Origin of the sequence: Salibacterium salarium, from assembly GCF_030813635.1 — a bacterium.
GTDB lineage: Bacteria > Bacillota > Bacilli > Bacillales > Marinococcaceae > Salibacterium > Salibacterium salarium.
The window spans coordinates 1-22,750 of sequence record NZ_JAUSUM010000005.1; the positions used below are offsets into that span (position 1 = coordinate 1).

Consider the following 22,750-nt stretch of genomic DNA (forward strand, 5'->3'; position numbering starts at 1 on the left):
GGCACGCCGCCAGCGTTCGTCCTGAGCCAGGATCAAACTCTCCAATAAAAAGATGTTTGATTCTAACTGATTGATTCAATCGATGTTGAATCGATGTTTGTTGCTTGAATTGACAGACGCTTGACTTTCATTCAATTTTCAAAGAACAACTGTTTTTTCGTGTTTCTTCGCCTTAATTAGCGACTTAATAATCATATCATCCGACGTTGATTAGGTCAACAACGAAATATAATTTTTTTATCGATGCCTTCTTCCTCTCGAAGGCGCAATTAATAATTTAACACGGTGACCATGGAGCGTCAACAATTAATTTTAATAAAATATTTTCGCTATGATTCACGTTGAGAATAACTGTTCTTAAATGACTTAATATATTTACTGCATTCCTCCGGAGAAGCAATACGACGGTATAACCCAAATACAATTTTATATTTTTCTTCCATCACTTTTTTCACTGTTTCTTCTATTCTTTCATCTTCAAAATCTAATAACAACTCTTCTAATTCCCTTTTTATTATGTATTCCAGTTCTTGTGCCTCTTTTTTACGAATGAGCAGTCCAAGCATGTAATCCCCTCTTTTTCTAAAAAACAGCTATTTATTCATATCTTGTCCGTTTTGGCATAAATTTATGCCAAGAGATATCTCTCGAAAGGAGACGGACACGTTGTCAAAAAAAGTATGGATTATCAGCAGCCGGCGAATGAAGATTTATATTATTTCAGCTATGGCCATTTTCATTATGGCAGGAGGATTTTTGGTGAACCGATCTGTCTTTCCTGTCTTTTCTACAGAGGAAAGCCCTGCCGCTTTTTATCGAGCAGATATTGAAGAAAAGAAAGTCGCATTAACGTTTAATATAAGTTGGGGAGAAGATCGGGCCCTCCCTATCCTTGATACGTTAAAAGAAAATGATATTACGGCTACTTTTTTCATTTCAGGAGCATGGGCGGAACGACACCCCGAAATTACGGAACGGATTGTTGAAGATGGGCATACGATTGGAAATCATGGATACAGATACGAGCATTATCCCCGTTTGGATGATGACGAAATTGTAAGAGATTTGAACTTAAGCCATAAAAAAATTAAAGACGTGACGGAGCTTGATGTGAAATATTTTCGCCCGCCGCACGGAGATTTTAACAAAACAGTGTTGGAAAAAATAGAACAGTTCGGCTACTCCACCGTTCACTGGAGTGTCGGAGGGAATGATTGGAATAATCCTGGAGTGGAACAAATTGTAGCAAACATTACAGGAGACGTGGAACCTGGAGACGTCATTTTACTTCACGCTTCGGATTCAGCAAAGCAAACAGGGGATGCATTGCCTTCCATCTTGACTGAATTAAAGAATCAAAATTATTCGTTTGTTAATATTGAAGAACTTATCTCTCAAGCAAATACGGAAGTGGAGGAAATTAATTAATAATCAAAATATCTGGGCTTGTAGAGAGGCCCAGATATTTCAAAATTATCCTTTGTTCTGTTGAGATGCACGAGTAAGACGGTGCAAGGTAAGTAATTGCCACGTGTTTGCTGTAAGTAGCGGGGTTAAATAAATCCATAACCATTTCGTATCATTAACGATGTCCACCGTCAAAGCTGGCACCCACTCTATCGTGGTAACGACAAACATGAAAAACAGAGCTGGGACAAACGTTTCTCTGTTTGTTTCCTTTTGCTTCTGAAAAGCTACCGCCATACAATAAAGGAATAGCAATACAGGCATCAAAACATAGCCCCATAACGTTTCCTCGTCTGTCGCGAATGCGATATAACGTAGATAAATGAGATCAAAAAGGACGAATAGAATTAATACAACTTGGATTCGATTCCACAGCCTCACTGATTTGAACACACCAAGAGCAAAGCGCTGGAGAGTCAAATAAGCAAAATACCCCATTTGCGCCACCAGGCTGATAGCCGCACTCATCCCAAACATCCATAAAAGCCCAAAAAAGAAGTTAAAAAAACCTCCGCTGAAATAGGTTTCCGTATCTAATAATATCCCGATAATTGCGCCGCTTGAAGCCCCAATTAAGAGAGTGGAAACAAAAAGATAAACCAATTTTCTCGTATTCAAAACCATCGCGCTCCTCTTATTCCGAATGAATCACTTCCGTTCTGATTTTACCAACCAAAAAGGGAAAAAGCTACATGACGTCTCTGTTGTGCATAATTTTTTCACAAACACACCATATTAAGAAAAAGTACCGTAACACGTTGGAGAGGGAGAAATACAGAAAGGAGTAAGAAGGATGACATCTTATATAAAAGCCGGCTTCGTTACAATTGTCTGTTTTTGTATGTTGCTTGGATGTGCTGCCGCGGCTGAAGAACAGGGGAATAACAGCTCCGAGTACGAAGAAACAAAAAAATGCTCGTGGATTTATTAAAATCTGACGAAGGAAAAAGTGCTCTGAGTGACATTTTAAGTGAAGAATCTATGCGGGAAAAAATTATTATGGATCAGGATATTATAAAGAAAACGGTGGAAGATACGTTAAATGCCGAAAAGGGAAAAGCGTTTTGGGAAGAAATGATGAAAGATCCTAAGTTTGCCAAAACTTTTGCCAATAGTATGCAATCTAAAAATGAAGAGATGTTGAAAGCGTTAATGAAAGACCCAGAATATCAGCAAATGATGATAGATGTGATGAAAAATCCTGAAATGGAAAAAGCAACACTAGAGGTTTTAAAGGGAAAAGAACATCGAAAGCAAGTGATGACAATTATGTCTGAAGCTCTAGAAAGTCCAAAATTCAAAGCAAAAATAACGGAAATACTAGATAAAGTCGCAGAGCAGCAAATGAGTAAAGAAGATAGCGGTGGTTCTGGGGGAGGAAGCGGCGGTGGATAATCATAAATGCAGCACCTGGGAATATCACATATCTCCAGGTGCTGTATTTATGTTTTATTTCCCTATCTTCTCCATAATTCTATCGGTGATATTATTGTAAATCTCTCCAATAGGATGGTCTGCTTCATAAACCGATGGAGCAAAGTCTTCTTTGTCTATGTCTGGCTGTCCTAATGGAATTTGACCTAGCATTTCTGTTTTCAATTCTTCGGTTAGACGTTCACCGCCGCCTTGTCCAAAGATATACTCTCTCTCACCCGTTTTTTTGCTTTCGAAATAGGCCATGTTTTCGATGACCCCTAAAATTTGATGGTTCGTTTTTATCGCCATCGCACCAGCGCGTGCAGCGACAAATGCAGCCGTTGCGTGAGGAGTTGTAACGACTAATTCTTTGCATTCTGGCAGCATCGTATGCACATCAAGTGCCACATCCCCTGTTCCTGGTGGCAAGTCAAGGATTAAGTAGTCGAGTTCTCCCCATTCCACTTCATTAAAGAAGTTATTTAACATTTTGCCGAGCATCGGACCTCTCCACACGACAGGCGCATTGTCTTCTACGAAAAAGCCCATCGAGATAACCTTCACGCCAAAACGTTCTACCGGATAAATGGTTTCACCTTCAACAGTTGGGCGTTGTTCAATGCCCATCATGTCCGGAACGCTAAATCCGTAAATGTCAGCGTCAATGATGCCGACTTTTTTCCCGGCATTCGCCAAAGATGTCGCAATATTGACGGACACAGTTGATTTTCCAACGCCGCCTTTACCGCTTGTCACTGCAATAAATTCTACTGGGTTGTCTTCCGAGAGTAGAGATGCTTTTTGTTTTTCCTCTGGTCCTCCAAGCTCTCTCACTTCTTCGTCGTCGAGGGTGTCAAACCGTAAGCCAACAGATTCCGCACCTGCTTCTTTAACAACTTGTACAATTTTTTGTTGTAGCTGCATTTGTTCAGGTGTTCCTGTTTTAGCCAGGGCGATTTTTAAACTGACATTATCTTCTTTTATCTTAACTTCCCGAACCCCTCCGGTCTCTACAATACTCTTTTTGAGATCGGGATCTTCGATATTTTTCAAAGCATCAACAATCTGATCTTCACTTAACACATCGGACACCATCCTTTTCATACGCAAGTTGTTGCAATTATAGCATACCTTGCATGGTGCCTTTTTTTCAAATGTTTGCAACCAAAATTCTATAATTCTTCGCCTGCGTAATATCTCAGCAGACCTTGATAAATAGAAAACGCAATTTTATTTTGATGTTCTTCTTCTCCTAGCAGCTTCCCTTCCGTAGGATTTGAAAGAAACCCTGCTTCCACGAGCACACCTGGTATATCCGCCTGATTAAGTATAAATAATTCATTAATAGCTTTTGCCTCTCTATTCGTGTTTTCTAGATTGTGGCGAAGTTCTTCTTGAATCAGTTTTGCCAAATTTTCGTTCGATGGAACACGAGGTTGATAAAACGTTTGTGATCCGCTTATTCTAGTGGACGGTGTGGCATTCAAATGAAACGTTACAAATAAGTCTCCGCCGCTTTCATTAACAATATCAAGCCGCTTATGTAAGTCAGCTGTTTTTCGTTTACTATAACCGCGGATATCTTCTCCTGCTAAATCATAATCTCCTTCTCTAGTCATAAACACAATCGCACCAGCTTCTTGTAAGTAATCCCGAAGCATGAAGCTGATGGAGAGCGCGACCTCTTTTTCCAACAGGCCTTCTTTACTTGAAGCACCGCCATCTACGCCGCCATGACCCGGGTCTAGAATAATGACTTTTCCTGATAAAGGTAAATGCCATCCGGCTGTCGTATCTTTTGATGACATACGATCTTGTATAAACCAACCGGCGGCTGCTAATACTATGAATAGAATGGCGATTCCAAGCCATTTTTTCATATAACGCCCGCTCCCTTTCAATAAATAGCTTGTTTCATTTATATGATGGAGCGGGTGATTTATTACGATTTCATTATTCAACGGTACCGAAGTAATTGTCGTTTTGTACCAGCCTCCAGTCCTCGTTTCCACCAGAAGGCGATATAAGACTCAACGGCTTCTTTTACTTCAGGACTTTCACATGCCGGGTCATCATCAACCCAGCTTTTCATGAATTCATGCAACTCTTTCGCAATACGTCCGATAGCCAGCGCCGCTTGAATTTGGAATTTAAAAACAAGCACTCCATTTTCGACATAACGGCTGAATTTCCCACCGGATAAAAACGCCTCAAGTGCAAGATCCATACATGCTTCTTCTAGAAATGAATAAGGAAACCGAAAGTACCGAAATACTGGTACAAACACTTTTTCAGCTGTGGCTTGAATTTCCTTAACCTGAACATCCTGCAAGAGCTTTTTTTCTTCGAGCCATTCTTTTTTTATTCGATGAGGCTCTAAAGAAATGACAATCCCCATGTGCCTCCCCCCCTCAGTCATTAGTATATGAAGGCTGAGACTTGTCATACTGTCGGTATCTGGCATCTAAGGGAAGCCTGCAACATCGATAAGAAAACCCCGTGGCTATAAGCTTTCCTCACAATATTTCTGTTATTACCAAAACAAATAAACATAAAAAACCCTCTCTGCTACGAATGAGCAAAGAGGGTGGAACCCTTGATATAAAGGGAATATTAACGCTTCGATAATTGTGGTGCACGACGACGGGCTGCTTTGAGACCGTATTTGTTACGTTCTTTCAAAGGCGGGGGCGATTTTAGGGTACAATTCGATAAAATGATGAAGGCATTTTTTACATTGGATAAAAACCTTAGCAGAACCTCGGGATACAAAAAAGTTTTAATTTGTCCATATGGCCTCCCTGTTTTATGAAAGCAGTTTTTCCCTCAACAAATCATATTGCTTGTGAGGATCTTGAACTTCATTGCCATGGCAAACACACAAGCTTTTCGGTTTTAATTTCTTTACGATTTGGCCGCTTTTTATTGCCTGAGCCATGTTGGCGGTAAACATTGACATCGGTTTTCGTATTCTTTGTCTTCTGCTTGTAAATAGATCGCCTCCTATTAAAATGTTAACTTTTTGATGATAATAAACAACATGTCCTGGTGAGTGTCCTGGGGTGTGATGAGGTATGAGATCTCCTATTGGTTTCAACTGTTGCTGAGCATCTTCGTCTAATGGTGTTGTGATGGAAGGTTCTATCAAGACTTGAGCCTTTTTTCTGCGAGGATATGGGAATTTCCCTTCTATAAATGGTATTACTTCCTGGTGTGCATAAACTGGAACGTTTCGTTTTGATCTTATTTTTTTGATTGCTCCAACATGGTCTGAATGACCGTGTGTAAGTAAAATCCGCGATAGTGGACCAAAATTTAATTGATCGATATATTTTAAAATGCCATTTGCCATCATGGGAATACCAGCATCAACTAATATCAGGCCCTTTTCGTCTTTTACCAGCCAAACGTTAATGGGAACAATTAGCCAAGTGCTGATGCTCCAAACGTGTTTGGAAATTCTTTTAATTCTCATTGTGGACGCCTCCAATATTCATTCCTGTAATAAGAATTTCAATCGATTGTTCCAGAACAGGTAATACTCTTTCATACAACTGATCGAGCGGCTCTTCCTTGTAAATATAGGTCATAATCAGGCCGTGAAGATTAAAGAAAAATATTCTTGAACATAGAAGACTCTGTTTGTCATCCATAATATTAAGACAATCCATAACGGCGGTTTCCAAATGTTTAAAGAGTAAATTTCGTACGACATTCATTTTTAGATCAGGGGGTACATCGACGCGCTCAGCACGAACAATAATCAATATCGAATACACACTTCGATGATTTAAGGCAAAGTCTATAAAGTCTTTACAGATTAATTTTAATTTCTGCAAGGGTTCTAAAGTTTGATCTTGTAGCGTTTTTTCCATCCTCCCATTTAATTTTAAAAGTGGGGGCATAGCTAACTCCTGTAACAAATTTTCCTTATCCTTGAAGTATAAATAGATTGTTGTATGGGAGCATTTTGCCTTTTGGGCTATCTGTCTAATCGTAACTGACTCAAACCCTTTGGAAGAAAAGAGTTCTTCCGCCGCCTTTAAGATTTCCCTTTTCGTATTTTCCGCTTGCAGTTCTCTCTTTTTCATCCGTAGTAATTCCCCTCAATAACCAATGGTTATCAAAATTGTCAAGTTCCTTGTAAACTTTTTCTAATAGTGAGATCTTCATTTTTTTCTTTCGTTGTGCATCCTGATTTATCAAAGGGAACCACATCATTCACTATAGAGCCAAAAAAACCTCTCTGCTACGAATGAGCAAAGAGGGATGAACCCTTGTTACAAAGGGATTTTAACGCTTCTGGAAATATAGTGTTTAAGTGTAATTTTTCACAAACTATTAGCCAGCTTAGTTCTATCCAATTTTAGTTAGAATATAGCTTTAATAGTTCTTGTAAGGGTAAATGATTTCGTTTATTCACCTCAACAAAATATTCCAATTGCCATTTTTGAGTTTCGATAGCCTGTTTGCTAGTTGGTTTTTCCCATCTAGGGTAAACTCTAATTGCCATTTTTCCTTTTGTAGTGGCTGTTTTAAGGATATTTTGTTTTACAAGAATTTCTTTTGGAAAAACGAATTGTCCATAATTATTTTCACTAGTAAAGGTATTGATAACTAATAAATCAGTAGCCTTTTCATATGAAAAGGCTTGGTTTTTATGATTCCTATCTTTTTCCCAAAAAACAACAAACTGTCCTATCTTAGCAGGTGTTTTCTTTGCGACTCTAAATCTAACCGATTTCGAGTTTAACTGAAATATACCCGCCCCATAATCTGAATTTTGCGCTTCTTCTCGGATAGCTTTTATAATGAAGTGATTGGGCTCATAAAAATTTTTATTTACATATGTTAACGCCTTATAAAATTCATTCACTACTTTTACCCCTTATTTTTTATACTACTAGATCCAATACCTCTCAAATCAAGGTTATCCCAATTTTAACACAATGTCCAAATATCTATAAAAAATAAATAACCGCCATGCAAATACATATGGAGAGGAGGCACCTTTATCTTGTATTAAAAAATTTTTACAGAAAAAAGATGTGAAAGAAATATTCAATCGCTCCATGAAAAACAAAAACCCTCTCTGCTGCAAATGAGCAAAGAGGGTGGAACCTTTGATATAAAGGGAATATTAACGCTTCGAGAATTGTGGTGCACGACGCGCTGATTTAAGACCGTATTTCTTACGTTCTTTCATACGGGAATCACGAGTAAGGTAACCTGCATCTTTAAGTGGTTTGCGGAAATCCGGATCCACTTCTAAAAGAGCACGGGAAAGACCATGACGGATTGCGCCAGCCTGACCAGTGAAACCTCCGCCGTTTACGTTGACTTTCAAGTCATATTGACCTTCTGTACCAGTTTCTGCTAGTGGCTGCTTCACCACAAGCTTAAGTGTTTCAAGGTCAAAATACTCATCAATGTTTCTATCATTAATCGTAATCTTTCCATCGCCAGGTACAACAAATACACGGGCTACAGAGTTTTTACGACGTCCAGTACCATAATATTGCACTTGTGCCAAGATAATACCCTCCTTTTGTTTTTTATCCGCGAAGTTCGTACGTCTCCGGTTGTTGTGCTTGCTGATTGTGTTCCGCTCCAGCATAGACATGAAGCTTTTTCGCTTGTTGACGTCCAAGGGATCCTTTTGGAAGCATTCCTTTAACTGCCAATTCAAGCATACGTTCCGGCTTGTTTTGACGCATTTCTAAAGCACGAGTCTTTTTCAATCCACCAGGATATTGACTGTGACGATAGTAATACTTGTCTTCTAGTTTGTTACCAGTAAGCTTAATGTGCTGTGCATTGACAATAATCACATTATCTCCTGTATCGATATGTGGAGTGTATTGAGGCTTTTGTTTGCCGCGAAGGATGGAAGCTACTTCACTGGACAAACGACCAAGCGTTTGGCCTTCTGCATCAATCACGTACCACTTGCGTTCAATATCTCCAGGATGTGCCATGTAAGTTGTACGCATTGTTTTCCCTCCTAAATCATGTATTGTTCACCGTTCGTCTATTTTTTTACACTTGTCTTTGTATTTTCATTTCCGATCCCGGGGCTTGTGGGACTTGAAATGCCAAATAACATCATATAATATCGCAAGGCTTATGTCAATGCTTTGCAACACACGGAATCGTTGTTTTTATTATTTTTTATATTCCTTTTAATCGTACGACACATCCCATAAATACAGGCCGTGGCCGGGAACTGTATTACCAGCAGCCGGCCGTGATTTTGCTTCTATGATTCCAGGGACATCATCCGATTGCCGTAGCCCTTTACCCACTTCGAGCAAAGTACCCACCATAATTCTTACCATGTTATACAAAAAACCGCTTCCCCGGAAGACAAAATGCAATTCGTCTCTATGTTCTTCTACTCTCACCTCATGAATCGTCCGTACCATATCAACCACATCCGTCCGTGAAGCGCAAAACGATGAAAAATCGTGGGTGCCAACCATATAAGATGCCGCTTGTTTGATATCTTCAACATTTATCGGATAGGGATAAAAATAAACATGGTTCCGTCTGAAAATATCTTTTTCCTTCACATTATGAACACGGTATCGATATTCTTTCTCCACTGCGTCAAATCGAGCATGAAAAGAAGAGTCCACGTAAAACGAAGCTTTAACTTGTACGTCTGGCGGCAGCAGTTTGTTGATCGCTTTAGGCCATTTTTCTTCCGGAATCGCAAACGGTGTATCAAAATGCATCACCTGACCAACAGAATGTACCGCAGAATCCGTTCTTCCGGATGCAATGACCGACGTTCTTTGCCCCTTATGAATCTTCGTCAACACCTCTTCTACTTCTTTTTGAACGGTCCGTGCCCCAGGCTGCACTTGCCAGCCTGAAAAATTTGTTCCATCATAACTAATAATAGCCTTCACTCGTTGCATGGCCATCTCTCCTTATCTTGCAAATACAAATAACAACACAGCCAGCGCCAGCATCAAAAAGCATATTACGCTATCCCAAAGACGCCAGGTTAACTGACGAAGCTTTGTCCGTCCTTCACCGCCGTTATAACCCCGGGCCTCCATCGCAAGAGCCAAGTCCTCTGCACGTTTAAAAGCTCTAACAAACAATGGTACCAATAACGCCGCAAAAGCTTGTGAGCGCTCCTTAAAAGACCCTCTCGTGAAGTCAGCTCCCCGAGCCGATTGAGCCTTTACGATTTTTTCCGTTTCTTGCAGCAACGTCGGAATAAATCGAATCGCAATGGACATCATTAAGGCAATCTCATGTGCCGGAATACCGATACGTTTAAATGGCGTAAATAATTGCTCCAATGCATCCGTTAAATCAATAGGACTAGTTGTCAAGGTTAACAACGAAGTAATAAATACGAGTAACAGCAAACGAAACGCTATAAATAACCCCTGTTCAACTCCGCCTTCATAAAGGGCGAAAACACCTATCGAAAACAGTTCTTCCCCTTCCTGAGTAAAAAGGGCATGTAAAAAAAAAGTGAAAATAACTAATAAAAATATCGGAAACATTCCTTTTCGCACATAACGAAAAGGAACACCTGACATAAAAAATACTATAATAGCGGTGCCCCAAAGTACTCCGTATCCTGCCCATGTCTCTATCATGAAAATAGTGAAAATAAATATAAACACAGCTAAAAGTTTAGCTCTTGCGTCCATTTTATGTAAAAATGAATATCCGGGAAGATACTGTCCAATAATGACGTGCTCAAACATATGGGGTTACTCCTTCTTATCTAACCAATCTTTGCGCTGCATTTCTGCTGCTGCTTCTTTCGGGCTTAACGTCCAAGACGAAAATGACATACCTGTTTCTTTTTCTATGTGTTTTAAAACGTTGACCCGTTCTGGCACATCCAACTCTAAAGCGCGAACTTCCGACTCTCTTCGGAAAATTTCATCTGGTGTGCCCTGCATCTGTATCCTTCCATCGTCCATGACAATAACTGTTTCAGCTAAACGAGAGACTTCTTCCATTTGATGCGTAATCATAATGATGGTTGTCCGCTTTTCGCGATGCCATTCATTAAATAAGGACATGATAGCCTCTTGTCCTTCTGGATCCAAACCTGCTGTCGGTTCATCTAATATAAGAACGTCTGGTTCCATTGCCAGCACTCCAGCGATCGCCGTTCTCCTCATTTGTCCTCCACTTAAATCAAATGGAGAACGCTCTAAAACAGATTCGTCTAACCCCACCTTTTCCAGCAGTTCCGGCAGTTTCTTTTTCATGTCATCAAGGTGAAATCCTGCATTTTTCGGTCCAAACAAAATATCCTTCTCCACAGTATCTTCAAACAACTGATGTTCAGGGTATTGAAATACCATTCCTACTTTTTTACGAAGGGCTTTGCGCACTTTTCGCTTTGTTTTGGAATGGATTTCTTGATCACCTATAAACAGAGAACCATAGTTCGGCTTATAAAGACCGTTTATATGTTGTACAAGCGTCGATTTGCCTGATCCGGTCTTCCCGATGACTGCCGAGAAGGATCCATCTTCAAAGCTCACTGTGACGTCATTTAAGGCCTTTGTTTCAAATGGGGTTTTTTCCATAAAAATGTGATGGACATGTTCCAATCTAATATTCATACAAAAAGACCGTCCTTCATCTTCTGTTCCAAGAAAGATCCCTGTAACGAAGTTTGTCGTACCTGCTGAAGCAATTGAAGTACATAAGGAAGAGGAATATTTTTATGCGTAAGGAGTTCAAGCTGCTCAAATAATTGCTCAGAGGGTAAATCAAAACCAAGCTGGCCTTCTTCCATATACCAAATTCTGTCGGCCATCAGAGCTTCCTGTAAGCGATGTGTAACAGAAACAATGGTTATGCCCTCTTGTTGATGAAGTTTCTTAGTCGTCGCCATTACTTCTCTTCTGCCAGCAGGATCCAACATGGAGGTCGCTTCATCAAAAACCATTATTTGAGGCTGTAATGCTAGTACACCTGCAATAGCAACACGTTGCTTTTGACCTCCGGATAAACGATGAGGTTCTGACTCCAACAGATGGTCAATTCCAGTAGCTTTCGACACCTCGGCAATTCTGTCTTTCATCTCCTCACGCTCCATACCGGCGTTTTCCATCCCAAACGCAATATCATCACGTACCGTCGGAGCAACGAACTGATGATCCGGGTTTTGAAATACCATCCCTACATCGCGGCGAATAGCAATCAAATCAGATTCTGTTTGTGTAGATTTACCATTTATATAAACATCACCTAAAGTAGGCATCAGTAAACCGTTAAAAAGACGGGACAAAGTAGATTTGCCAGACCCATTTGGTCCAATCACGGCAATCCACTCTCCATGACGAATGGAAGCATTAACAGATTGAACGGCAAAAGATTCCTCTTCTTTATATCGAAAATACAAATCCTGAAGATCCACCGCTTCCATTCTTACCACGTCCTATTCTTGAATATCTAAATGTTAACATATAATTGATAAAAGGTTAACAATTATAATACTTTTCCATAAAAAAAGGGCGCAGACTTCCTGAATAGGTTGGTCCTGCCCCTTAACATCATACTAATATTTGTTGCTGTTACGAAAAGAATGTATAAACGAGATTCGTTTATACAAATTCAATAATAGCCAATTCTGCAGCATCTCCACGACGAGGACCTGCTTTCAAAATTCGAGTATATCCGCCTTGACGCTCTTCAAAACGCGGCGCGATGTCGTCAAATAGCTTTTGAACAGCATCTTTGTTGTTTTCCTCATCAGCGATTTCTTTACGGATAAATTCAGCAGCCTGACGGCGAGCATGAAGATCCCCGCGCTTGCCTAGCGTCACCATTTTCTCAACGATAGGACGAAGCTCCTTCGCTTTTGCTACAGTTGTTTCAATACGTTCATTAATGATTAGATCTGTCGCAAGGTCACGAAATAGTGCTTTACGGGCAGAACTGTCACGTCCAAGCTTTGCATATGCAGACATGTATATTTCCCTCCTTTTTCCGGGAAACTAGTTACACATTGGAATTAATCTTCATCACGAAGACCAAGACCAAGTTCACCTAGTTTTTCCTGAACTTCTTCAAGCGATTTACGCCCAAGATTACGAACTTTCATCATATCTTCTTCCGACTTTTGAGTAAGCTCTTGAACCGTATTGATACCAGCACGCTTCAAGCAATTATACGAACGTACGGATAGATCCAGTTCTTCAATAGTCATTTCAAGAACCTTTTCTTTTTGATCTTCTTCTTTCTCAACCATAATCTCCGCATTTTGTGCTTGATCAGTCAGTCCAATAAATATATTCAAGTGTTCGTTCATAATTTTTGCGCCTAGTGATATCGCCTCTTCTGGACGAATACTTCCATCCGTCCAAACATCAAGCGTTAACTTGTCATAGTTTGTGATTTGACCAACACGTGTATTCTCTACCTGATAATTCACACGATCCACTGGCGTGTAAATAGAATCGACTGGTAATACACCAATAGGCAGATCGTCGCTGTTATTTCCTTCTGCAGGAACATAACCGCGGCCACGCTGAGCCGTAATACGCATATGAAAATTAGCGCCTGTTGTTAGTGTTGCAATGTGTAAGTCCGTATTAAGAATATCAACATCACTATCATGTGTTATATCTTTAGCGGTAACTACACCTTCGCCCTGCGCGTCAATCTCAAGTACTTTCTCTTCATCGGAGTAAATCTTCAGAGCAAGCTTCTTTAAATTCAAAACAATGGTTGTAACATCCTCTACAACACCTTCAATGGTTGAAAATTCGTGAAGAACACCATCAATTTGAACCGTAGTTACAGCAGCTCCTGGAAGGGAGGATAAAAGGATACGACGCAAGGAGTTCCCTAAAGTTGTGCCATAACCGCGTTCGAGCGGGTCCACGACAAATTTGCCGTACTTGGCATCCTCGCTTAATTCAACCGTCTCGATATTAGGCTTTTCGATTTCGATCATTCTAGTATATACCCTCCTTCAAAACGTCCAAATTCCGGGCCTTTTTTTTCGGCCTTTCGGAATCTTGCAATAGGCAGTTCCCGACATATGACCAACCTTACTCGTCAACAATGCGTAAGGGGATCCGTCCATTTGCATAGCCTTACCCATTATTGACACTTCAGGAAAAACTATACTTCTGCGGGTTAAACTCTGCGACGTTTCGGTGGACGGCAACCATTATGAGGTACCGGAGTCACATCGCGGATGATACTTACTTCAAGTCCTGCTGCCTGCAAGGAACGGATAGCTGCTTCACGACCAGCTCCAGGACCTTTAACAGCCACCTCTACAGATTTCAAGCCGTGCTCCATTCCCGTTTTCGCAGCTGACTCTGCAGCCATTTGAGCCGCAAACGGTGTGGATTTACGTGAACCTTTAAATCCAAGAGCTCCTGAACTTGCCCATGAAAGTGCATTACCTTGAGTATCCGTAATAGTCACAATCGTATTGTTAAAAGTAGAGCGGATATGGGCAACACCAGACTCTATATTTTTACGCTGGCGACGTTTACGAGTGTTGGTCTTTGCTTTAGCCATAGTGCATATACCTCCTTTGCTTTATTATTTCCTTTTGTTTGCTACAGTCCGACGAGGGCCTTTACGTGTACGGGAGTTATTTTTCGTGTTTTGACCTCTTGCAGGCAAACCACGACGGTGACGAAGACCGCGATAACTACCAATTTCAATTAAACGCTTAATGTTAAGTGATTTTTCACGACGAAGATCACCTTCAACTGTATATTTATTATCTACAATTGTACGAATGCTGGCAAGTTCTTCTTCGGTCAAATCACGTACACGAGTACTTTCATCAATTCCTGCTTCTTGAACAATTTGTTGTCCCAGCGATTTACCAATGCCGAAAACGTAAGTTAATGAAATCGGGATTCGTTTATCACGAGGAATATCAACACCTGCGATACGTGCCATCTATCAGCACCTCCTTTACTTAACCTTGTTTTTGTTTATGCTTTGGATTGGAACAAATAACCATTACCGTACCTTTACGGCGAATGACTTTGCATTTTTCACACATTGGTTTGACAGATGGTCTCACCTTCATGTCCATTTACCTCCTTAACTACGCGGAGTACATGCGAGAGTAAACATATCTTGCGGACTCTTTAACCAGCTGAGCCGGTTTTTATTTATAGCGGTACGTAATTCGTCCGCGGGATAAATCGTACGGAGAAATTTCTACAGTAACCTTATCTCCTGGAAGAATACGAATAAAGTGCATTCGAATTTTACCGGAGACATGAGCTAAAATCTTATGCCCATTTTCCAGTTCCACCCGAAACATCGCATTCGGAAGTGGTTCGATTACTGTGCCTTCCATTTCAATTACGTCATCTTTGGCCATGCATTTACTCTCCTTCCTTCAGTAATTCCGGTTGCTCCTGTGAAAAGTCTAACAGAGCAAACCTTAATTTTGCATTGGTAACACGTCCGGTCTCTTCAATACTTCGTTTCACTTCATTGGAAGTATGCGGAAACATTTCCACATGGCTAATATTTTTTTTCTTAGCCCGGTCGAATTTACGTTTTTCTCCGTCTGCTAACAAAAGAAAACGTTCATCTTCCACTCCAATAACAACCGCAAAGTTGCCAGCCTCACGTCCTTGTTTGATACGGACAATTTGACCGACCCCGGGCGGCGATTCAGCATCATTCATCCTGGCATCACCTGTTTATTAGGCTTGAGTTAAAATCTCATAGCCCGTATTGGTTATTGCAATCGTGTGCTCAAAGTGGGCACAATTCTTGCCATCGGTCGTAACAACAGTCCAATTATCAGAAAGCGTATGAACATAGCGCTCTCCGGCATTCACCATTGGTTCTACGGCCAAAACCATTCCCGGTTTCAAACGAGGACCCTTACCTGGAGGACCAAAATGAGGAATTTGTGGATCCTCATGCAATTCTTGACCAACTCCATGACCTACATATTCGCGAACGATGGAAAAACCATGTGGTTCTACATAGGATTGAATAGCATGGGAAATATTCGATAAGCGCTCCTTCGGGACGGCTTCATCTAATCCTTTAAACAATGAAGCCTCGGTTACATCAAGCAAGCGCTGATCCTCCTTGGAAATGGTTCCAACTGGATACGTCCATGCGGAATCTCCGTGATAACCATTGTAATCTGCTCCGATATCAATAGAAATGATATCGCCATCCTTCAATGTCCGAGTACCCGGAATTCCATGTACCAACTCTTCATTTACTGAAACGCATATGCTGCCGGAAAAGCCGCCATAGCCTTTGAATGACGGTGTTGCCCCATGATCACGAATTTTTTCATCAGCAATATCATCCAATTGTTGCGTTGTTACACCTGGTTTAATATGCTTTTGTAATTCTTGATGTGTTAAGGCAACAATTTTACCCGCTTCCCGCATTATATCGAGTTCGCGATCTGTTTTACAAATAATCATGCATGAAGTCCTTTCAACAGTTCTTCAACATCCTTAAACACTTTATCAATATCTTGATCTCCATCTATATTACGAAGATATCCTTTTTCTTTATAAAAATCAATCAAAGGTTGCTGCTGTTCAATATTAACGTCCAGACGTTTTTTCACCGTTTCTGGCTTATCGTCATCTCTTTGAATCAATTCACTGCCATCCACGTCGCAAATTCCATCCACTTGCGGAGGATTGAATTCCACATGGTACGTCTTACCTGACGTAGGAGAAACTCTGCGACCTGTAAGTCTCGTTTCAAGATTCTCTCTATCGACGTTTATATTCAATACATAATCCAATGACTTATTCAAGTCGGATAGAATACCTTCCAAGGCTTCTGCCTGTGCAACGGTACGAGGAAATCCGTCAAGAAGAAAACCTTTTTGGCAATCATCTTTAGCAAGTCTTTCTCGAACAATACCTACTGTAACTTCATCAGGAACAAGTTCACCCGCATCCATATACGATTTCGCCTGTTTCCCCAGCTCTGTTTCATCTTTTATGGCTGCGCGGAACATATCCCCTGTTGAAATGTGGGGTATTTCATGTTTTTCTACAATGTTCTCGGCTTGTGTGCCTTTTCCGGCACCGGGCAGCCCCATTAATATCAAATTCACGATATCTCCTCCAAGCTCCGATTTCAGCCAGGGGCTAGGCAACAGTAGTAGAGCCTCTCCCCAATTACATCTATTTAATAAACCCTTTATAACTTCGCTTGATTAACTGGCTTTCAATTTGCTTCATAGTATCCAGAGCTACACCAACGACGATAAGCAGACCGGTACCACCAATCTGAATGGTTTGCGGTAATCCCACTTGTGTTGTAAAAAACACTGGGATAATCGATATAACCGTAAGGAATAGTGCCCCAACAAAGGTTAAACGATATAAAATCCTACGAATGTAAGTTTCTGTCGTTTTGCCCGGGCGTATTCCTGGAATATATCCGCCCTGCTTCTTCAGGTTTTCTGCCATTTGTTCTGGATTAACCTGAACAAACGTATAGAAATACGTGAAACCGATGATTAAAGCTGCGTAGATAACCATACCGATTGGTTGAGTATAATCAAAGTTTTCGGTAATCCATCCCGCAATCGCACTACCTTCCCCAACAAAACCAGCAACAGTTGGCGGGAAAATAAACAATGACAGTGCGAAAATCACCGGAATAACACCAGCTGAGTTAACCTTCAAAGGGAGATGGGTCGACTGACCGCCTGCCGGACTCCGTCCTACAAGACGTTTTGCATACTGAATAGGGACTTTACGTAAGGCTTGTTGCACGTAAATGACACCAACAATGATTGCCAACACACCAATCGCAAGAAAGATAATCGTCACAATACCAGTGAATAGTTGATCAGCATCTTGGATTTGTGTCGCATATATCTGATTGATTCCTCCAGGTATTCCAGCAGCAATACCGGCAAAAATCATAATAGATATACCGTTTCCAACACCTTTGGCTGTAATTTGCTCACCGAGCCACATTAAAAATGTAGTCCCAGCCGTCATAACCAGTGCAATAAATATATACTTAGGAATGCTTGGATCTGGAATTAATCCAGCAAATATATTGTTAAATCCAACGGACATCCCCAAGCCTTGTAAAAAAGCAAGAATAACGGTGAAATATCTCGTAAATTGAGCTAATTTCTTTCGTCCTGCTTCTCCTTGCTTTGCCCATTCTGTAAATTTGGGAACAACATCCATTCGTAACAATTGTACAACAATGGATGCAGTAATATAGGGCATAACACCCATAGCAAATATCGAAAACTGAGACAAGGCCCCTCCACCGAAAGTATTTAAAAATCCAAAGGCATTTGCTTGGTCTTGGAAATTCAATACGTCGTTGTTAGAGCCCGGAATCGGTATAAAACTACCGATTCGAAAAACAAGTAACATTGCTAGAGTGAAAAAGATTTTATTTCTTAGATCACTCACGCGAAAAATATTGGAGATCGAGCGGAACATTAGATCACCTCTGTTTTTCCGCCGGCCGCTTCAATCGCTTTTGCAGCAGAAGCAGAGAACTTGTTCGCTTTCACGGTCAGTCCTGATTCTATACTACCGTTACCCAAAATTTTCACGCCGTCTTTCGTTTTGTTAATAACGCCTTCTTTTAAAAGAAGTTCTGGGGTAACTTCAGTACCTGCTTCAAAACGATTCAGTAATTCTACATTCACGATCGCGAACTCTTTGCGGGTCGGATTTGTGAAACCACGTTTTGGAAGACGCTTATAAATTGGATTTTGACCACCTTCAAAACCAGGACGAACACCGCCGCCACTACGAGCATTTTGACCTTTTTGTCCACGTCCTGATGTTTTACCATTGCCAGAACCAGGACCACGGCCTACACGGTTGCGGTTCTTTGTGGATCCTTCTGCCGCCTTCAATTCATGAAGTTTCATGATGACACCTCCCTATCACTTAAATGTAACGTTATGCGTCCAATTCTTTTACGGTTAACAAGTGAGACACTTTATTAATCATTCCACGGACTGCGGAATTATCTTCTTTAACAACAGTATGGTTGACCTTGCGAAGTCCCAACGTGTTTACTGTAACACGCTGATCTTGCGGGCGGCCAATCAAACTGCGGCTGAGGGTAATTTCAACTTTCTTAGCCATTTTGTTTCCCTCCTTATCCTAACAATTCTTCAACGCTTTTACCACGTAGTCTGGCAACATCTTCAGCTGTTTTCAATTCAGTCAGACCTTGAATAGTAGCGCGAACCATGTTAATCGGGTTATTTGAACCAAGAGACTTGGAGAGAATGTCGTGTACTCCTGCAAGTTCGAGAACAGCACGTACTGGACCACCCGCAATAATACCTGTACCTTCAGAAGCTGGCTTCAATAGTACGTTTCCAGCTCCGAAACGACCTACAATCTCATGCGGAATAGTGGTTTCTTTTCTCGAAACTTCAACCATGTTTTTCTTTCCATTCTCTACTGCTTTTCGTATAGCTTCCGGTACTTCAAGAGCTTTACCCATACCAAAGCCAACGTGTCCATTACGATCACCTACAACGACAAGCGCCGCGAATCTGAATCGACGACCGCCCTTAACTACCTTTGCCACACGGTTGATCGCTACCACTCTTTCTTCTACATCAAGCTTGCTAGCATCAATTTGCATTGTTTTCCCTCCCATCACTTTAAAATTTTAGTCCGTTTTCTCTAGCTGCTTCTGCTAATGCTTGCACACGTCCATGATATACAAAGCCGCCACGATCAAATACTACGGAGTCATAGCCTTTCTCCGTTGCTCTTTTCGCAACAATTTCTCCAATTTTTTGTGCTGCATCTTTATTTCCACCGTTCTCCAATTTAATATCATTTTCTAATGTAGAAGCGGACGTAATAGTGATCCCTTTTACATCATCAATCAATTGTGCGTATATATGCTTGGAAGAACGGAATACGTTTAAACGCGGACGCTCGGAAGTGCCTTTAATCTTTTGCCGAATGCTCGCATGACGCTTCTTCCGAGTTGCGTATTTTTCAGAATTCGTTGTCATGATACGCTCCTCCTTTCGTAACGATTACCACAAACGTTACTTACCAGTCTTACCTACTTTTTGACGAACATATTCGTTTTCATAGCGAATACCTTTCCCTTTATAAGGTTCAGGAGTTCGTACTGCACGAATGTTAGATGCCATAGCACCAACGCGCTCTTTATCTATACCTTTTACAACAACTTTTGTGTTGGAAGGAACATCAATTTCGATACCTTCTTCCGGTGTAATTTCTACCGGATGGGAATAACCGACGTTCAATACAAGCTTTTCTCCAGACTTAGTGGCACGATAACCAACACCGACTAATTCAAGGCTTTTTTCAAATCCATTCTTCACACCATCAACCATATTGTTCACGATACTACGAGTTGTTCCGTGAAGAGAGCGATGCTCTTTATGGTTGGATGGGCGTTCTACTGTAATTTCGCTTTCTCCGACATTAACTGTAATATCCGGATGCAAATTACGAGTAAGTTCACCCTTTGGCCCTTTAACCGTAACGGTATTTCCGTCCTTCGTTACGGAAATATCACTTGAAATTTCAATAGGTTTTACACCAATACGGGACATTCAATACACCTCCGTTCTGACACTATTTATTACCATACATAAGCAAGTACTTCGCCGCCTACTTGCTTTTTACGTGCTTCTTTATCGCTCATTACTCCAGCTGATGTTGAAATAACAGCGATTCCGAGTCCACCAAGTACACGAGGCAGCTCATCAGCCTTTGCATATACGCGAAGTCCTGGTTTACTAATACGTTTCAATCCAGTTATAACCCGCTCATTCTCAGCTCCGTACTTCAAAAAGATACGGATAATTCCCTGCTTATTATCTTCAATGGTTTCTACATCGCGAACAAATCCTTCTTGTTTAAGGATAGACGCTACTTCATTTTTAAGACTGGACGCAGGAAATTCTAATTTCTCGTGACGAACTGTATTCGCATTACGAATACGAGTAAGCATATCTGCGATTGGATCTGTCATGACCATATCGATTTACCTCCTTCCCTATCTCGGGCTTACCAGCTAGCTTTTTTAACGCCTGGAATTTGTCCTTTGTATGCTAATTCACGGAAACAAATTCGGCAAAGTTTAAATTTACGAATGACGGAATGAGGACGTCCGCAACGTTCACACCGAGTGTATTCACGCACTTTGAACTTTTGAGGACGTTGCTGTTTGGCGATCATTGATTTTTTAGCCAAGGTCTCTATTCCCTCCTTTAATAGTTTTCATTTTATTTTTGAAATGGCATGCCCATTTGAGTGAGCAGTTCACGAGCTTCTTCGTCCGTTTCAGCCGTTGTAACAATTACGATGTCCATACCGCGGATTTTTTCCACTCGATCGTATTCAATCTCAGGAAAAATCAATTGCTCTTTTACACCAAGAGTGTAGTTACCGCGGCCATCAAAAGCTTTGTTTGATACACCACGAAAGTCACGTACACGAGGAAGAGACACATTAATTAATTTTTCAAGAAAATCATACATGCGCTCACCGCGAAGAGTTACTTTCGTACCAATTGGCATCCCTTCACGAACTTTAAATCCGGCGATGGATCTCTTAGCTTTAGTGATAAGTGGCTTTTGACCGCTGATAAGTGATAGTTCTTCTACTGCTTTATCTAAGGCTTTCGGGTTTTGTACTGCATCCCCTATACCCATATTAATAACTATTTTTTCAACTTTAGGAACACCCATTACGGATGAATATTCATATTTATTGTGCAAATGAGGCACAATATCGTTTTTAAACGTTTCTTTTAAAGCGTTCATTCGGATGACCTCCTTTCATCAACTGACTTACTTATCAAGAGGCTCGCCGGACTTTTTGGCGATGCGCACTTTCTCTCCATCCTCAGTTTTGAAACCAACACGGGTTGGTTCATTGCTGCTTGGATCCAACGGCATCACATTGGAAGCATGAACCGGGGCTTCTTGGTTAAGAATACCACCTTGAGGATTTTCTTGTGATGGCTTTTGATGTTTTTTAATCATATTAACTCCCTCTACCAATACACGGGATTGAGAAGGGTATGATTGAAGGATAACTCCTTCTTTGCCTTTATCTTTTCCAGTAATAACTTTCACTTTGTCGCCTTTTTTTACGTGGAGTTTAGGTTGACTCATGATCGCACCTCCTTCGTCAGGCCATGGTAATTTTATAATTTATTTTCATTAAAGTACTTCTGGAGCTAGTGAAACGATCTTCATATATTGTGAACTACGCAATTCTCTAGCTACAGGTCCGAAAATACGCGTACCTCTTGGACTTTTATCATCACGAACAATAACAGCTGCGTTTTCATCAAATCGGATGTAAGAACCGTCTGGACGACGTGCTCCACTTTTAGACCGAACAATAACCGCATGAACCACTTCGTTCTTTGTGACAACGCCACCTGGTGTTGCATGTTTTACAGAACAAACGATCATATCGCCAATGTTTGCAGACTTACGACCAGAGCCACCAAGTACCTTGATACATTGTACTTCACGTGCGCCGGAGTTATCTGCTACTTTTAGTCGGCTTTCTTCTTGAATCATAGACTTCGTAACCTCCCTTCGTCAGAGAAAGATATTAGATAATCACAGCTTCTTCCACGATTTCTACAAGACGAAAGCGTTTGTCTTTAGAAAGCGGACGAGTTTCCATGATTTTTACAATATCGCCTTTTTTAGCTTGATTATTTTCATCATGTGCTTTAAATTTCTTCGAATCTTTTACACGTTTTCCATAAAGAGAATCTTTTTTATAAGTTTCTACATAGACAGCGATCGTTTTATCCATTTTGTCGGAAACGACACGTCCAGTGTATACTTTTCGCTGGTTGCGTTCAGCCATTTTACGCCAAACCT

General features: G+C 40.9%; 38 protein-coding genes. 3 read left to right on the plus strand and 35 right to left on the minus strand.

Annotation, left to right across the window (positions count from 1 at the left end; genetic code table 11):
- Positions 1-329: 329 nt before the first annotated feature.
- Complete coding sequence (locus J2S78_RS16325) at positions 330-566, minus strand: hypothetical protein (protein WP_125563092.1); 237 nt, start codon at positions 564-566, stop codon at positions 330-332.
- A 100-nt stretch (positions 567-666) separates the two neighbouring features.
- Here J2S78_RS16325 and pdaB point away from each other — a divergent pair, with 100 nt between their 5' ends.
- Positions 667-1,428 (plus strand): polysaccharide deacetylase family sporulation protein PdaB, encoded by a 762-nt coding sequence (gene pdaB, locus J2S78_RS16330; protein ID WP_306900296.1) that lies wholly within the window; start codon positions 667-669, stop codon positions 1,426-1,428.
- Between the two features lie 45 nt (positions 1,429-1,473).
- On the opposite strand, the gene J2S78_RS16335 is transcribed toward pdaB, so the two are convergent.
- A complete protein-coding gene (locus tag J2S78_RS16335; protein ID WP_370871583.1) occupies positions 1,474-2,091 on the minus strand; it encodes a KinB-signaling pathway activation protein in 618 nt (205 codons plus the stop codon).
- Positions 2,092-2,260: 169 nt separating this feature from the next.
- Between J2S78_RS16335 and J2S78_RS16340 the strand changes: the two genes are divergently transcribed.
- Positions 2,261-2,398, plus strand: coding sequence for a hypothetical protein (locus J2S78_RS16340; RefSeq protein WP_306900298.1), 138 nt, complete (start codon positions 2,261-2,263; stop codon positions 2,396-2,398).
- Positions 2,380-2,862, plus strand: coding sequence for a spore germination lipoprotein GerD (gene gerD / locus J2S78_RS16345; RefSeq protein WP_306900299.1), 483 nt, complete (start codon positions 2,380-2,382; stop codon positions 2,860-2,862). Before J2S78_RS16340 ends, gerD begins: the two co-directional genes overlap by 19 nt.
- A 54-nt stretch (positions 2,863-2,916) precedes the next feature.
- Here the strand turns inward: gerD and salA are convergent, their stop codons facing one another.
- The 33 genes from salA to rpsQ form a co-directional block, all read right to left on the minus strand.
- Entirely contained in the window at positions 2,917-3,966 is a 1,050-nt protein-coding gene (gene salA, locus J2S78_RS16350) for an iron-sulfur carrier protein/transcriptional regulator SalA (protein WP_125563086.1), read from the minus strand.
- A gap of 89 nt (positions 3,967-4,055) precedes the next feature.
- Positions 4,056-4,763, minus strand: coding sequence for an N-acetylmuramoyl-L-alanine amidase CwlD (gene cwlD, locus J2S78_RS16355; RefSeq protein ID WP_306900300.1), 708 nt, complete (start codon positions 4,761-4,763; stop codon positions 4,056-4,058).
- A gap of 77 nt (positions 4,764-4,840) precedes the next feature.
- The gene (locus J2S78_RS16360; RefSeq protein ID WP_306900301.1) at positions 4,841-5,281 is read right to left on the minus strand and encodes a DUF2521 family protein; all 441 of its coding nucleotides are present in this window, start codon (positions 5,279-5,281) and stop codon (positions 4,841-4,843) included.
- A gap of 408 nt (positions 5,282-5,689) precedes the next feature.
- Positions 5,690-6,358 (minus strand): MBL fold metallo-hydrolase, encoded by a 669-nt coding sequence (locus tag J2S78_RS16365; protein ID WP_306900302.1) that lies wholly within the window; start codon positions 6,356-6,358, stop codon positions 5,690-5,692.
- A complete protein-coding gene (locus J2S78_RS16370; protein WP_306900303.1) occupies positions 6,348-6,974 on the minus strand; it encodes a TetR/AcrR family transcriptional regulator in 627 nt (208 codons plus the stop codon). Before J2S78_RS16370 ends, J2S78_RS16365 begins: the two co-directional genes overlap by 11 nt.
- Before the next feature lie 275 nt (positions 6,975-7,249).
- The gene (locus J2S78_RS16375; RefSeq protein WP_306900305.1) at positions 7,250-7,759 is read right to left on the minus strand and encodes a MepB family protein; all 510 of its coding nucleotides are present in this window, start codon (positions 7,757-7,759) and stop codon (positions 7,250-7,252) included.
- A gap of 264 nt (positions 7,760-8,023) precedes the next feature.
- Positions 8,024-8,416: a 30S ribosomal protein S9 gene (gene rpsI, locus J2S78_RS16380; protein WP_306900307.1), complete on the minus strand. Its 393-nt coding sequence runs from the start codon at positions 8,414-8,416 to the stop codon at positions 8,024-8,026.
- A 22-nt stretch (positions 8,417-8,438) separates the two neighbouring features.
- On the minus strand, positions 8,439-8,876 hold the full coding sequence (rplM, locus tag J2S78_RS16385) for a 50S ribosomal protein L13 (protein ID WP_306900309.1): 438 nt from the start codon (positions 8,874-8,876) through the stop codon (positions 8,439-8,441).
- Between the two features lie 189 nt (positions 8,877-9,065).
- A complete protein-coding gene (gene truA / locus J2S78_RS16390) occupies positions 9,066-9,806 on the minus strand; it encodes a tRNA pseudouridine(38-40) synthase TruA (protein ID WP_306900310.1) in 741 nt (246 codons plus the stop codon).
- A gap of 12 nt (positions 9,807-9,818) precedes the next feature.
- Complete coding sequence (locus J2S78_RS16395) at positions 9,819-10,616, minus strand: energy-coupling factor transporter transmembrane component T family protein (protein WP_306900312.1); 798 nt, start codon at positions 10,614-10,616, stop codon at positions 9,819-9,821.
- 6 nt (positions 10,617-10,622) lie between these two features.
- Complete coding sequence (locus tag J2S78_RS16400; protein ID WP_306900314.1) at positions 10,623-11,492, minus strand: energy-coupling factor transporter ATPase; 870 nt, start codon at positions 11,490-11,492, stop codon at positions 10,623-10,625.
- A complete protein-coding gene (locus J2S78_RS16405; protein WP_306900315.1) occupies positions 11,489-12,301 on the minus strand; it encodes an energy-coupling factor transporter ATPase in 813 nt (270 codons plus the stop codon). The genes J2S78_RS16400 and J2S78_RS16405 overlap by 4 nt, the downstream gene beginning before the upstream one ends.
- Positions 12,302-12,479: 178 nt before the next feature.
- Positions 12,480-12,845, minus strand: a complete 366-nt coding sequence (gene rplQ, locus J2S78_RS16410) for a 50S ribosomal protein L17 (protein WP_125563150.1) — start codon at positions 12,843-12,845, stop codon at positions 12,480-12,482.
- A 44-nt stretch (positions 12,846-12,889) separates the two neighbouring features.
- On the minus strand, positions 12,890-13,834 hold the full coding sequence (locus J2S78_RS16415) for a DNA-directed RNA polymerase subunit alpha (RefSeq protein WP_125563152.1): 945 nt from the start codon (positions 13,832-13,834) through the stop codon (positions 12,890-12,892).
- A gap of 185 nt (positions 13,835-14,019) precedes the next feature.
- Positions 14,020-14,412, minus strand: coding sequence for a 30S ribosomal protein S11 (rpsK, locus tag J2S78_RS16420; RefSeq protein ID WP_125563718.1), 393 nt, complete (start codon positions 14,410-14,412; stop codon positions 14,020-14,022).
- 24 nt (positions 14,413-14,436) lie between these two features.
- Positions 14,437-14,805 (minus strand): 30S ribosomal protein S13, encoded by a 369-nt coding sequence (gene rpsM / locus J2S78_RS16425; RefSeq protein WP_125563156.1) that lies wholly within the window; start codon positions 14,803-14,805, stop codon positions 14,437-14,439.
- 19 nt (positions 14,806-14,824) lie between these two features.
- Positions 14,825-14,938 (minus strand): 50S ribosomal protein L36, encoded by a 114-nt coding sequence (gene rpmJ / locus J2S78_RS16430; RefSeq protein WP_120194610.1) that lies wholly within the window; start codon positions 14,936-14,938, stop codon positions 14,825-14,827.
- An 81-nt stretch (positions 14,939-15,019) separates the two neighbouring features.
- Positions 15,020-15,238 (minus strand): translation initiation factor IF-1, encoded by a 219-nt coding sequence (gene infA / locus J2S78_RS16435; protein ID WP_026702375.1) that lies wholly within the window; start codon positions 15,236-15,238, stop codon positions 15,020-15,022.
- A gap of 4 nt (positions 15,239-15,242) precedes the next feature.
- Positions 15,243-15,551 carry a KOW domain-containing RNA-binding protein gene (locus tag J2S78_RS16440; RefSeq protein ID WP_306900337.1) on the minus strand — a complete coding sequence of 103 codons (309 nt, stop codon included), beginning with the start codon at positions 15,549-15,551 and terminating at the stop codon, positions 15,243-15,245.
- Between the two features lie 18 nt (positions 15,552-15,569).
- Complete coding sequence (gene map / locus J2S78_RS16445; protein ID WP_306900339.1) at positions 15,570-16,316, minus strand: type I methionyl aminopeptidase; 747 nt, start codon at positions 16,314-16,316, stop codon at positions 15,570-15,572.
- On the minus strand, positions 16,313-16,966 hold the full coding sequence (locus J2S78_RS16450) for an adenylate kinase (RefSeq protein WP_306900341.1): 654 nt from the start codon (positions 16,964-16,966) through the stop codon (positions 16,313-16,315). Before J2S78_RS16450 ends, map begins: the two co-directional genes overlap by 4 nt.
- Positions 16,967-17,036: 70 nt before the next feature.
- Entirely contained in the window at positions 17,037-18,326 is a 1,290-nt protein-coding gene (secY, locus tag J2S78_RS16455) for a preprotein translocase subunit SecY (protein WP_306900343.1), read from the minus strand.
- On the minus strand, positions 18,326-18,766 hold the full coding sequence (gene rplO / locus J2S78_RS16460; protein ID WP_125563663.1) for a 50S ribosomal protein L15: 441 nt from the start codon (positions 18,764-18,766) through the stop codon (positions 18,326-18,328). The genes secY and rplO overlap by 1 nt, the downstream gene beginning before the upstream one ends.
- 31 nt (positions 18,767-18,797) lie before the next feature.
- On the minus strand, positions 18,798-18,986 hold the full coding sequence (gene rpmD / locus J2S78_RS16465) for a 50S ribosomal protein L30 (protein WP_125563665.1): 189 nt from the start codon (positions 18,984-18,986) through the stop codon (positions 18,798-18,800).
- Between the two features lie 13 nt (positions 18,987-18,999).
- Complete coding sequence (gene rpsE, locus J2S78_RS16470; RefSeq protein WP_306900347.1) at positions 19,000-19,497, minus strand: 30S ribosomal protein S5; 498 nt, start codon at positions 19,495-19,497, stop codon at positions 19,000-19,002.
- Between the two features lie 19 nt (positions 19,498-19,516).
- Positions 19,517-19,879, minus strand: coding sequence for a 50S ribosomal protein L18 (gene rplR / locus J2S78_RS16475; RefSeq protein ID WP_306900350.1), 363 nt, complete (start codon positions 19,877-19,879; stop codon positions 19,517-19,519).
- A 36-nt stretch (positions 19,880-19,915) separates the two neighbouring features.
- The gene (gene rplF, locus J2S78_RS16480) at positions 19,916-20,452 is read right to left on the minus strand and encodes a 50S ribosomal protein L6 (protein WP_306900353.1); all 537 of its coding nucleotides are present in this window, start codon (positions 20,450-20,452) and stop codon (positions 19,916-19,918) included.
- Between the two features lie 29 nt (positions 20,453-20,481).
- Positions 20,482-20,880 carry a 30S ribosomal protein S8 gene (gene rpsH / locus J2S78_RS16485; protein ID WP_306900355.1) on the minus strand — a complete coding sequence of 133 codons (399 nt, stop codon included), beginning with the start codon at positions 20,878-20,880 and terminating at the stop codon, positions 20,482-20,484.
- Between the two features lie 29 nt (positions 20,881-20,909).
- Positions 20,910-21,095, minus strand: a complete 186-nt coding sequence (gene rpsN / locus J2S78_RS16490) for a 30S ribosomal protein S14 (protein WP_091275188.1) — start codon at positions 21,093-21,095, stop codon at positions 20,910-20,912.
- A gap of 32 nt (positions 21,096-21,127) precedes the next feature.
- Positions 21,128-21,667, minus strand: a complete 540-nt coding sequence (gene rplE / locus J2S78_RS16495; protein ID WP_125563570.1) for a 50S ribosomal protein L5 — start codon at positions 21,665-21,667, stop codon at positions 21,128-21,130.
- Positions 21,668-21,694: 27 nt separating this feature from the next.
- A complete protein-coding gene (gene rplX / locus J2S78_RS16500; RefSeq protein WP_125563572.1) occupies positions 21,695-22,021 on the minus strand; it encodes a 50S ribosomal protein L24 in 327 nt (108 codons plus the stop codon).
- Positions 22,022-22,069: 48 nt separating this feature from the next.
- Positions 22,070-22,438 (minus strand): 50S ribosomal protein L14, encoded by a 369-nt coding sequence (rplN, locus tag J2S78_RS16505; protein ID WP_125563574.1) that lies wholly within the window; start codon positions 22,436-22,438, stop codon positions 22,070-22,072.
- Between the two features lie 34 nt (positions 22,439-22,472).
- Positions 22,473-22,736, minus strand: coding sequence for a 30S ribosomal protein S17 (gene rpsQ, locus J2S78_RS16510; RefSeq protein WP_125563576.1), 264 nt, complete (start codon positions 22,734-22,736; stop codon positions 22,473-22,475).
- Between the last annotated feature and the right edge of the window lie 14 nt (positions 22,737-22,750).

Excerpts from the sequence above, each read along its gene's own strand:
- J2S78_RS16325 (WP_125563092.1), bottom strand. The coding sequence starts at position 566 with ATGCTTGGACTGCTCATTCGTAAAAAAGAGGCACAAGAACTGGAATAC.
- J2S78_RS16335 (WP_370871583.1), bottom strand. The coding sequence starts at position 2,091 with ATGGTTTTGAATACGAGAAAATTGGTTTATCTTTTTGTTTCCACTCTC.
- J2S78_RS16340 (WP_306900298.1), top strand. The coding sequence starts at position 2,261 with ATGACATCTTATATAAAAGCCGGCTTCGTTACAATTGTCTGTTTTTGT.
- gerD (WP_306900299.1), top strand. The coding sequence starts at position 2,380 with ATGCTCGTGGATTTATTAAAATCTGACGAAGGAAAAAGTGCTCTGAGT.
- cwlD (WP_306900300.1), bottom strand. The coding sequence starts at position 4,763 with ATGAAAAAATGGCTTGGAATCGCCATTCTATTCATAGTATTAGCAGCC.
- J2S78_RS16360 (WP_306900301.1), bottom strand. The coding sequence starts at position 5,281 with ATGGGGATTGTCATTTCTTTAGAGCCTCATCGAATAAAAAAAGAATGG.
- J2S78_RS16365 (WP_306900302.1), bottom strand. The coding sequence starts at position 6,358 with ATGAGAATTAAAAGAATTTCCAAACACGTTTGGAGCATCAGCACTTGG.
- J2S78_RS16370 (WP_306900303.1), bottom strand. The coding sequence starts at position 6,974 with ATGAAAAAGAGAGAACTGCAAGCGGAAAATACGAAAAGGGAAATCTTA.
- rplM (WP_306900309.1), bottom strand. The coding sequence starts at position 8,876 with ATGCGTACAACTTACATGGCACATCCTGGAGATATTGAACGCAAGTGG.
- truA (WP_306900310.1), bottom strand. The coding sequence starts at position 9,806 with ATGCAACGAGTGAAGGCTATTATTAGTTATGATGGAACAAATTTTTCA.
- J2S78_RS16395 (WP_306900312.1), bottom strand. The coding sequence starts at position 10,616 with ATGTTTGAGCACGTCATTATTGGACAGTATCTTCCCGGATATTCATTT.
- J2S78_RS16400 (WP_306900314.1), bottom strand. The coding sequence starts at position 11,492 with ATGAATATTAGATTGGAACATGTCCATCACATTTTTATGGAAAAAACC.
- J2S78_RS16405 (WP_306900315.1), bottom strand. The coding sequence starts at position 12,301 with ATGGAAGCGGTGGATCTTCAGGATTTGTATTTTCGATATAAAGAAGAG.
- rplQ (WP_125563150.1), bottom strand. The coding sequence starts at position 12,845 with ATGTCTGCATATGCAAAGCTTGGACGTGACAGTTCTGCCCGTAAAGCA.
- J2S78_RS16415 (WP_125563152.1), bottom strand. The coding sequence starts at position 13,834 with ATGATCGAAATCGAAAAGCCTAATATCGAGACGGTTGAATTAAGCGAG.
- rpsK (WP_125563718.1), bottom strand. The coding sequence starts at position 14,412 with ATGGCTAAAGCAAAGACCAACACTCGTAAACGTCGCCAGCGTAAAAAT.
- rpsM (WP_125563156.1), bottom strand. The coding sequence starts at position 14,805 with ATGGCACGTATCGCAGGTGTTGATATTCCTCGTGATAAACGAATCCCG.
- rpmJ (WP_120194610.1), bottom strand. The coding sequence starts at position 14,938 with ATGAAGGTGAGACCATCTGTCAAACCAATGTGTGAAAAATGCAAAGTC.
- infA (WP_026702375.1), bottom strand. The coding sequence starts at position 15,238 with ATGGCCAAAGATGACGTAATTGAAATGGAAGGCACAGTAATCGAACCA.
- J2S78_RS16440 (WP_306900337.1), bottom strand. The coding sequence starts at position 15,551 with ATGAATGATGCTGAATCGCCGCCCGGGGTCGGTCAAATTGTCCGTATC.
- map (WP_306900339.1), bottom strand. The coding sequence starts at position 16,316 with ATGATTATTTGTAAAACAGATCGCGAACTCGATATAATGCGGGAAGCG.
- secY (WP_306900343.1), bottom strand. The coding sequence starts at position 18,326 with ATGTTCCGCTCGATCTCCAATATTTTTCGCGTGAGTGATCTAAGAAAT.
- rplO (WP_125563663.1), bottom strand. The coding sequence starts at position 18,766 with ATGAAACTTCATGAATTGAAGGCGGCAGAAGGATCCACAAAGAACCGC.
- rpmD (WP_125563665.1), bottom strand. The coding sequence starts at position 18,986 with ATGGCTAAGAAAGTTGAAATTACCCTCAGCCGCAGTTTGATTGGCCGC.
- rpsE (WP_306900347.1), bottom strand. The coding sequence starts at position 19,497 with ATGCAAATTGATGCTAGCAAGCTTGATGTAGAAGAAAGAGTGGTAGCG.
- rplR (WP_306900350.1), bottom strand. The coding sequence starts at position 19,879 with ATGACAACGAATTCTGAAAAATACGCAACTCGGAAGAAGCGTCATGCG.
- rplF (WP_306900353.1), bottom strand. The coding sequence starts at position 20,452 with ATGTCCCGTATTGGTGTAAAACCTATTGAAATTTCAAGTGATATTTCC.
- rpsH (WP_306900355.1), bottom strand. The coding sequence starts at position 20,880 with ATGGTCATGACAGATCCAATCGCAGATATGCTTACTCGTATTCGTAAT.
- rplE (WP_125563570.1), bottom strand. The coding sequence starts at position 21,667 with ATGAACGCTTTAAAAGAAACGTTTAAAAACGATATTGTGCCTCATTTG.
- rplX (WP_125563572.1), bottom strand. The coding sequence starts at position 22,021 with ATGAGTCAACCTAAACTCCACGTAAAAAAAGGCGACAAAGTGAAAGTT.
- rplN (WP_125563574.1), bottom strand. The coding sequence starts at position 22,438 with ATGATTCAAGAAGAAAGCCGACTAAAAGTAGCAGATAACTCCGGCGCA.
- rpsQ (WP_125563576.1), bottom strand. The coding sequence starts at position 22,736 with ATGGCTGAACGCAACCAGCGAAAAGTATACACTGGACGTGTCGTTTCC.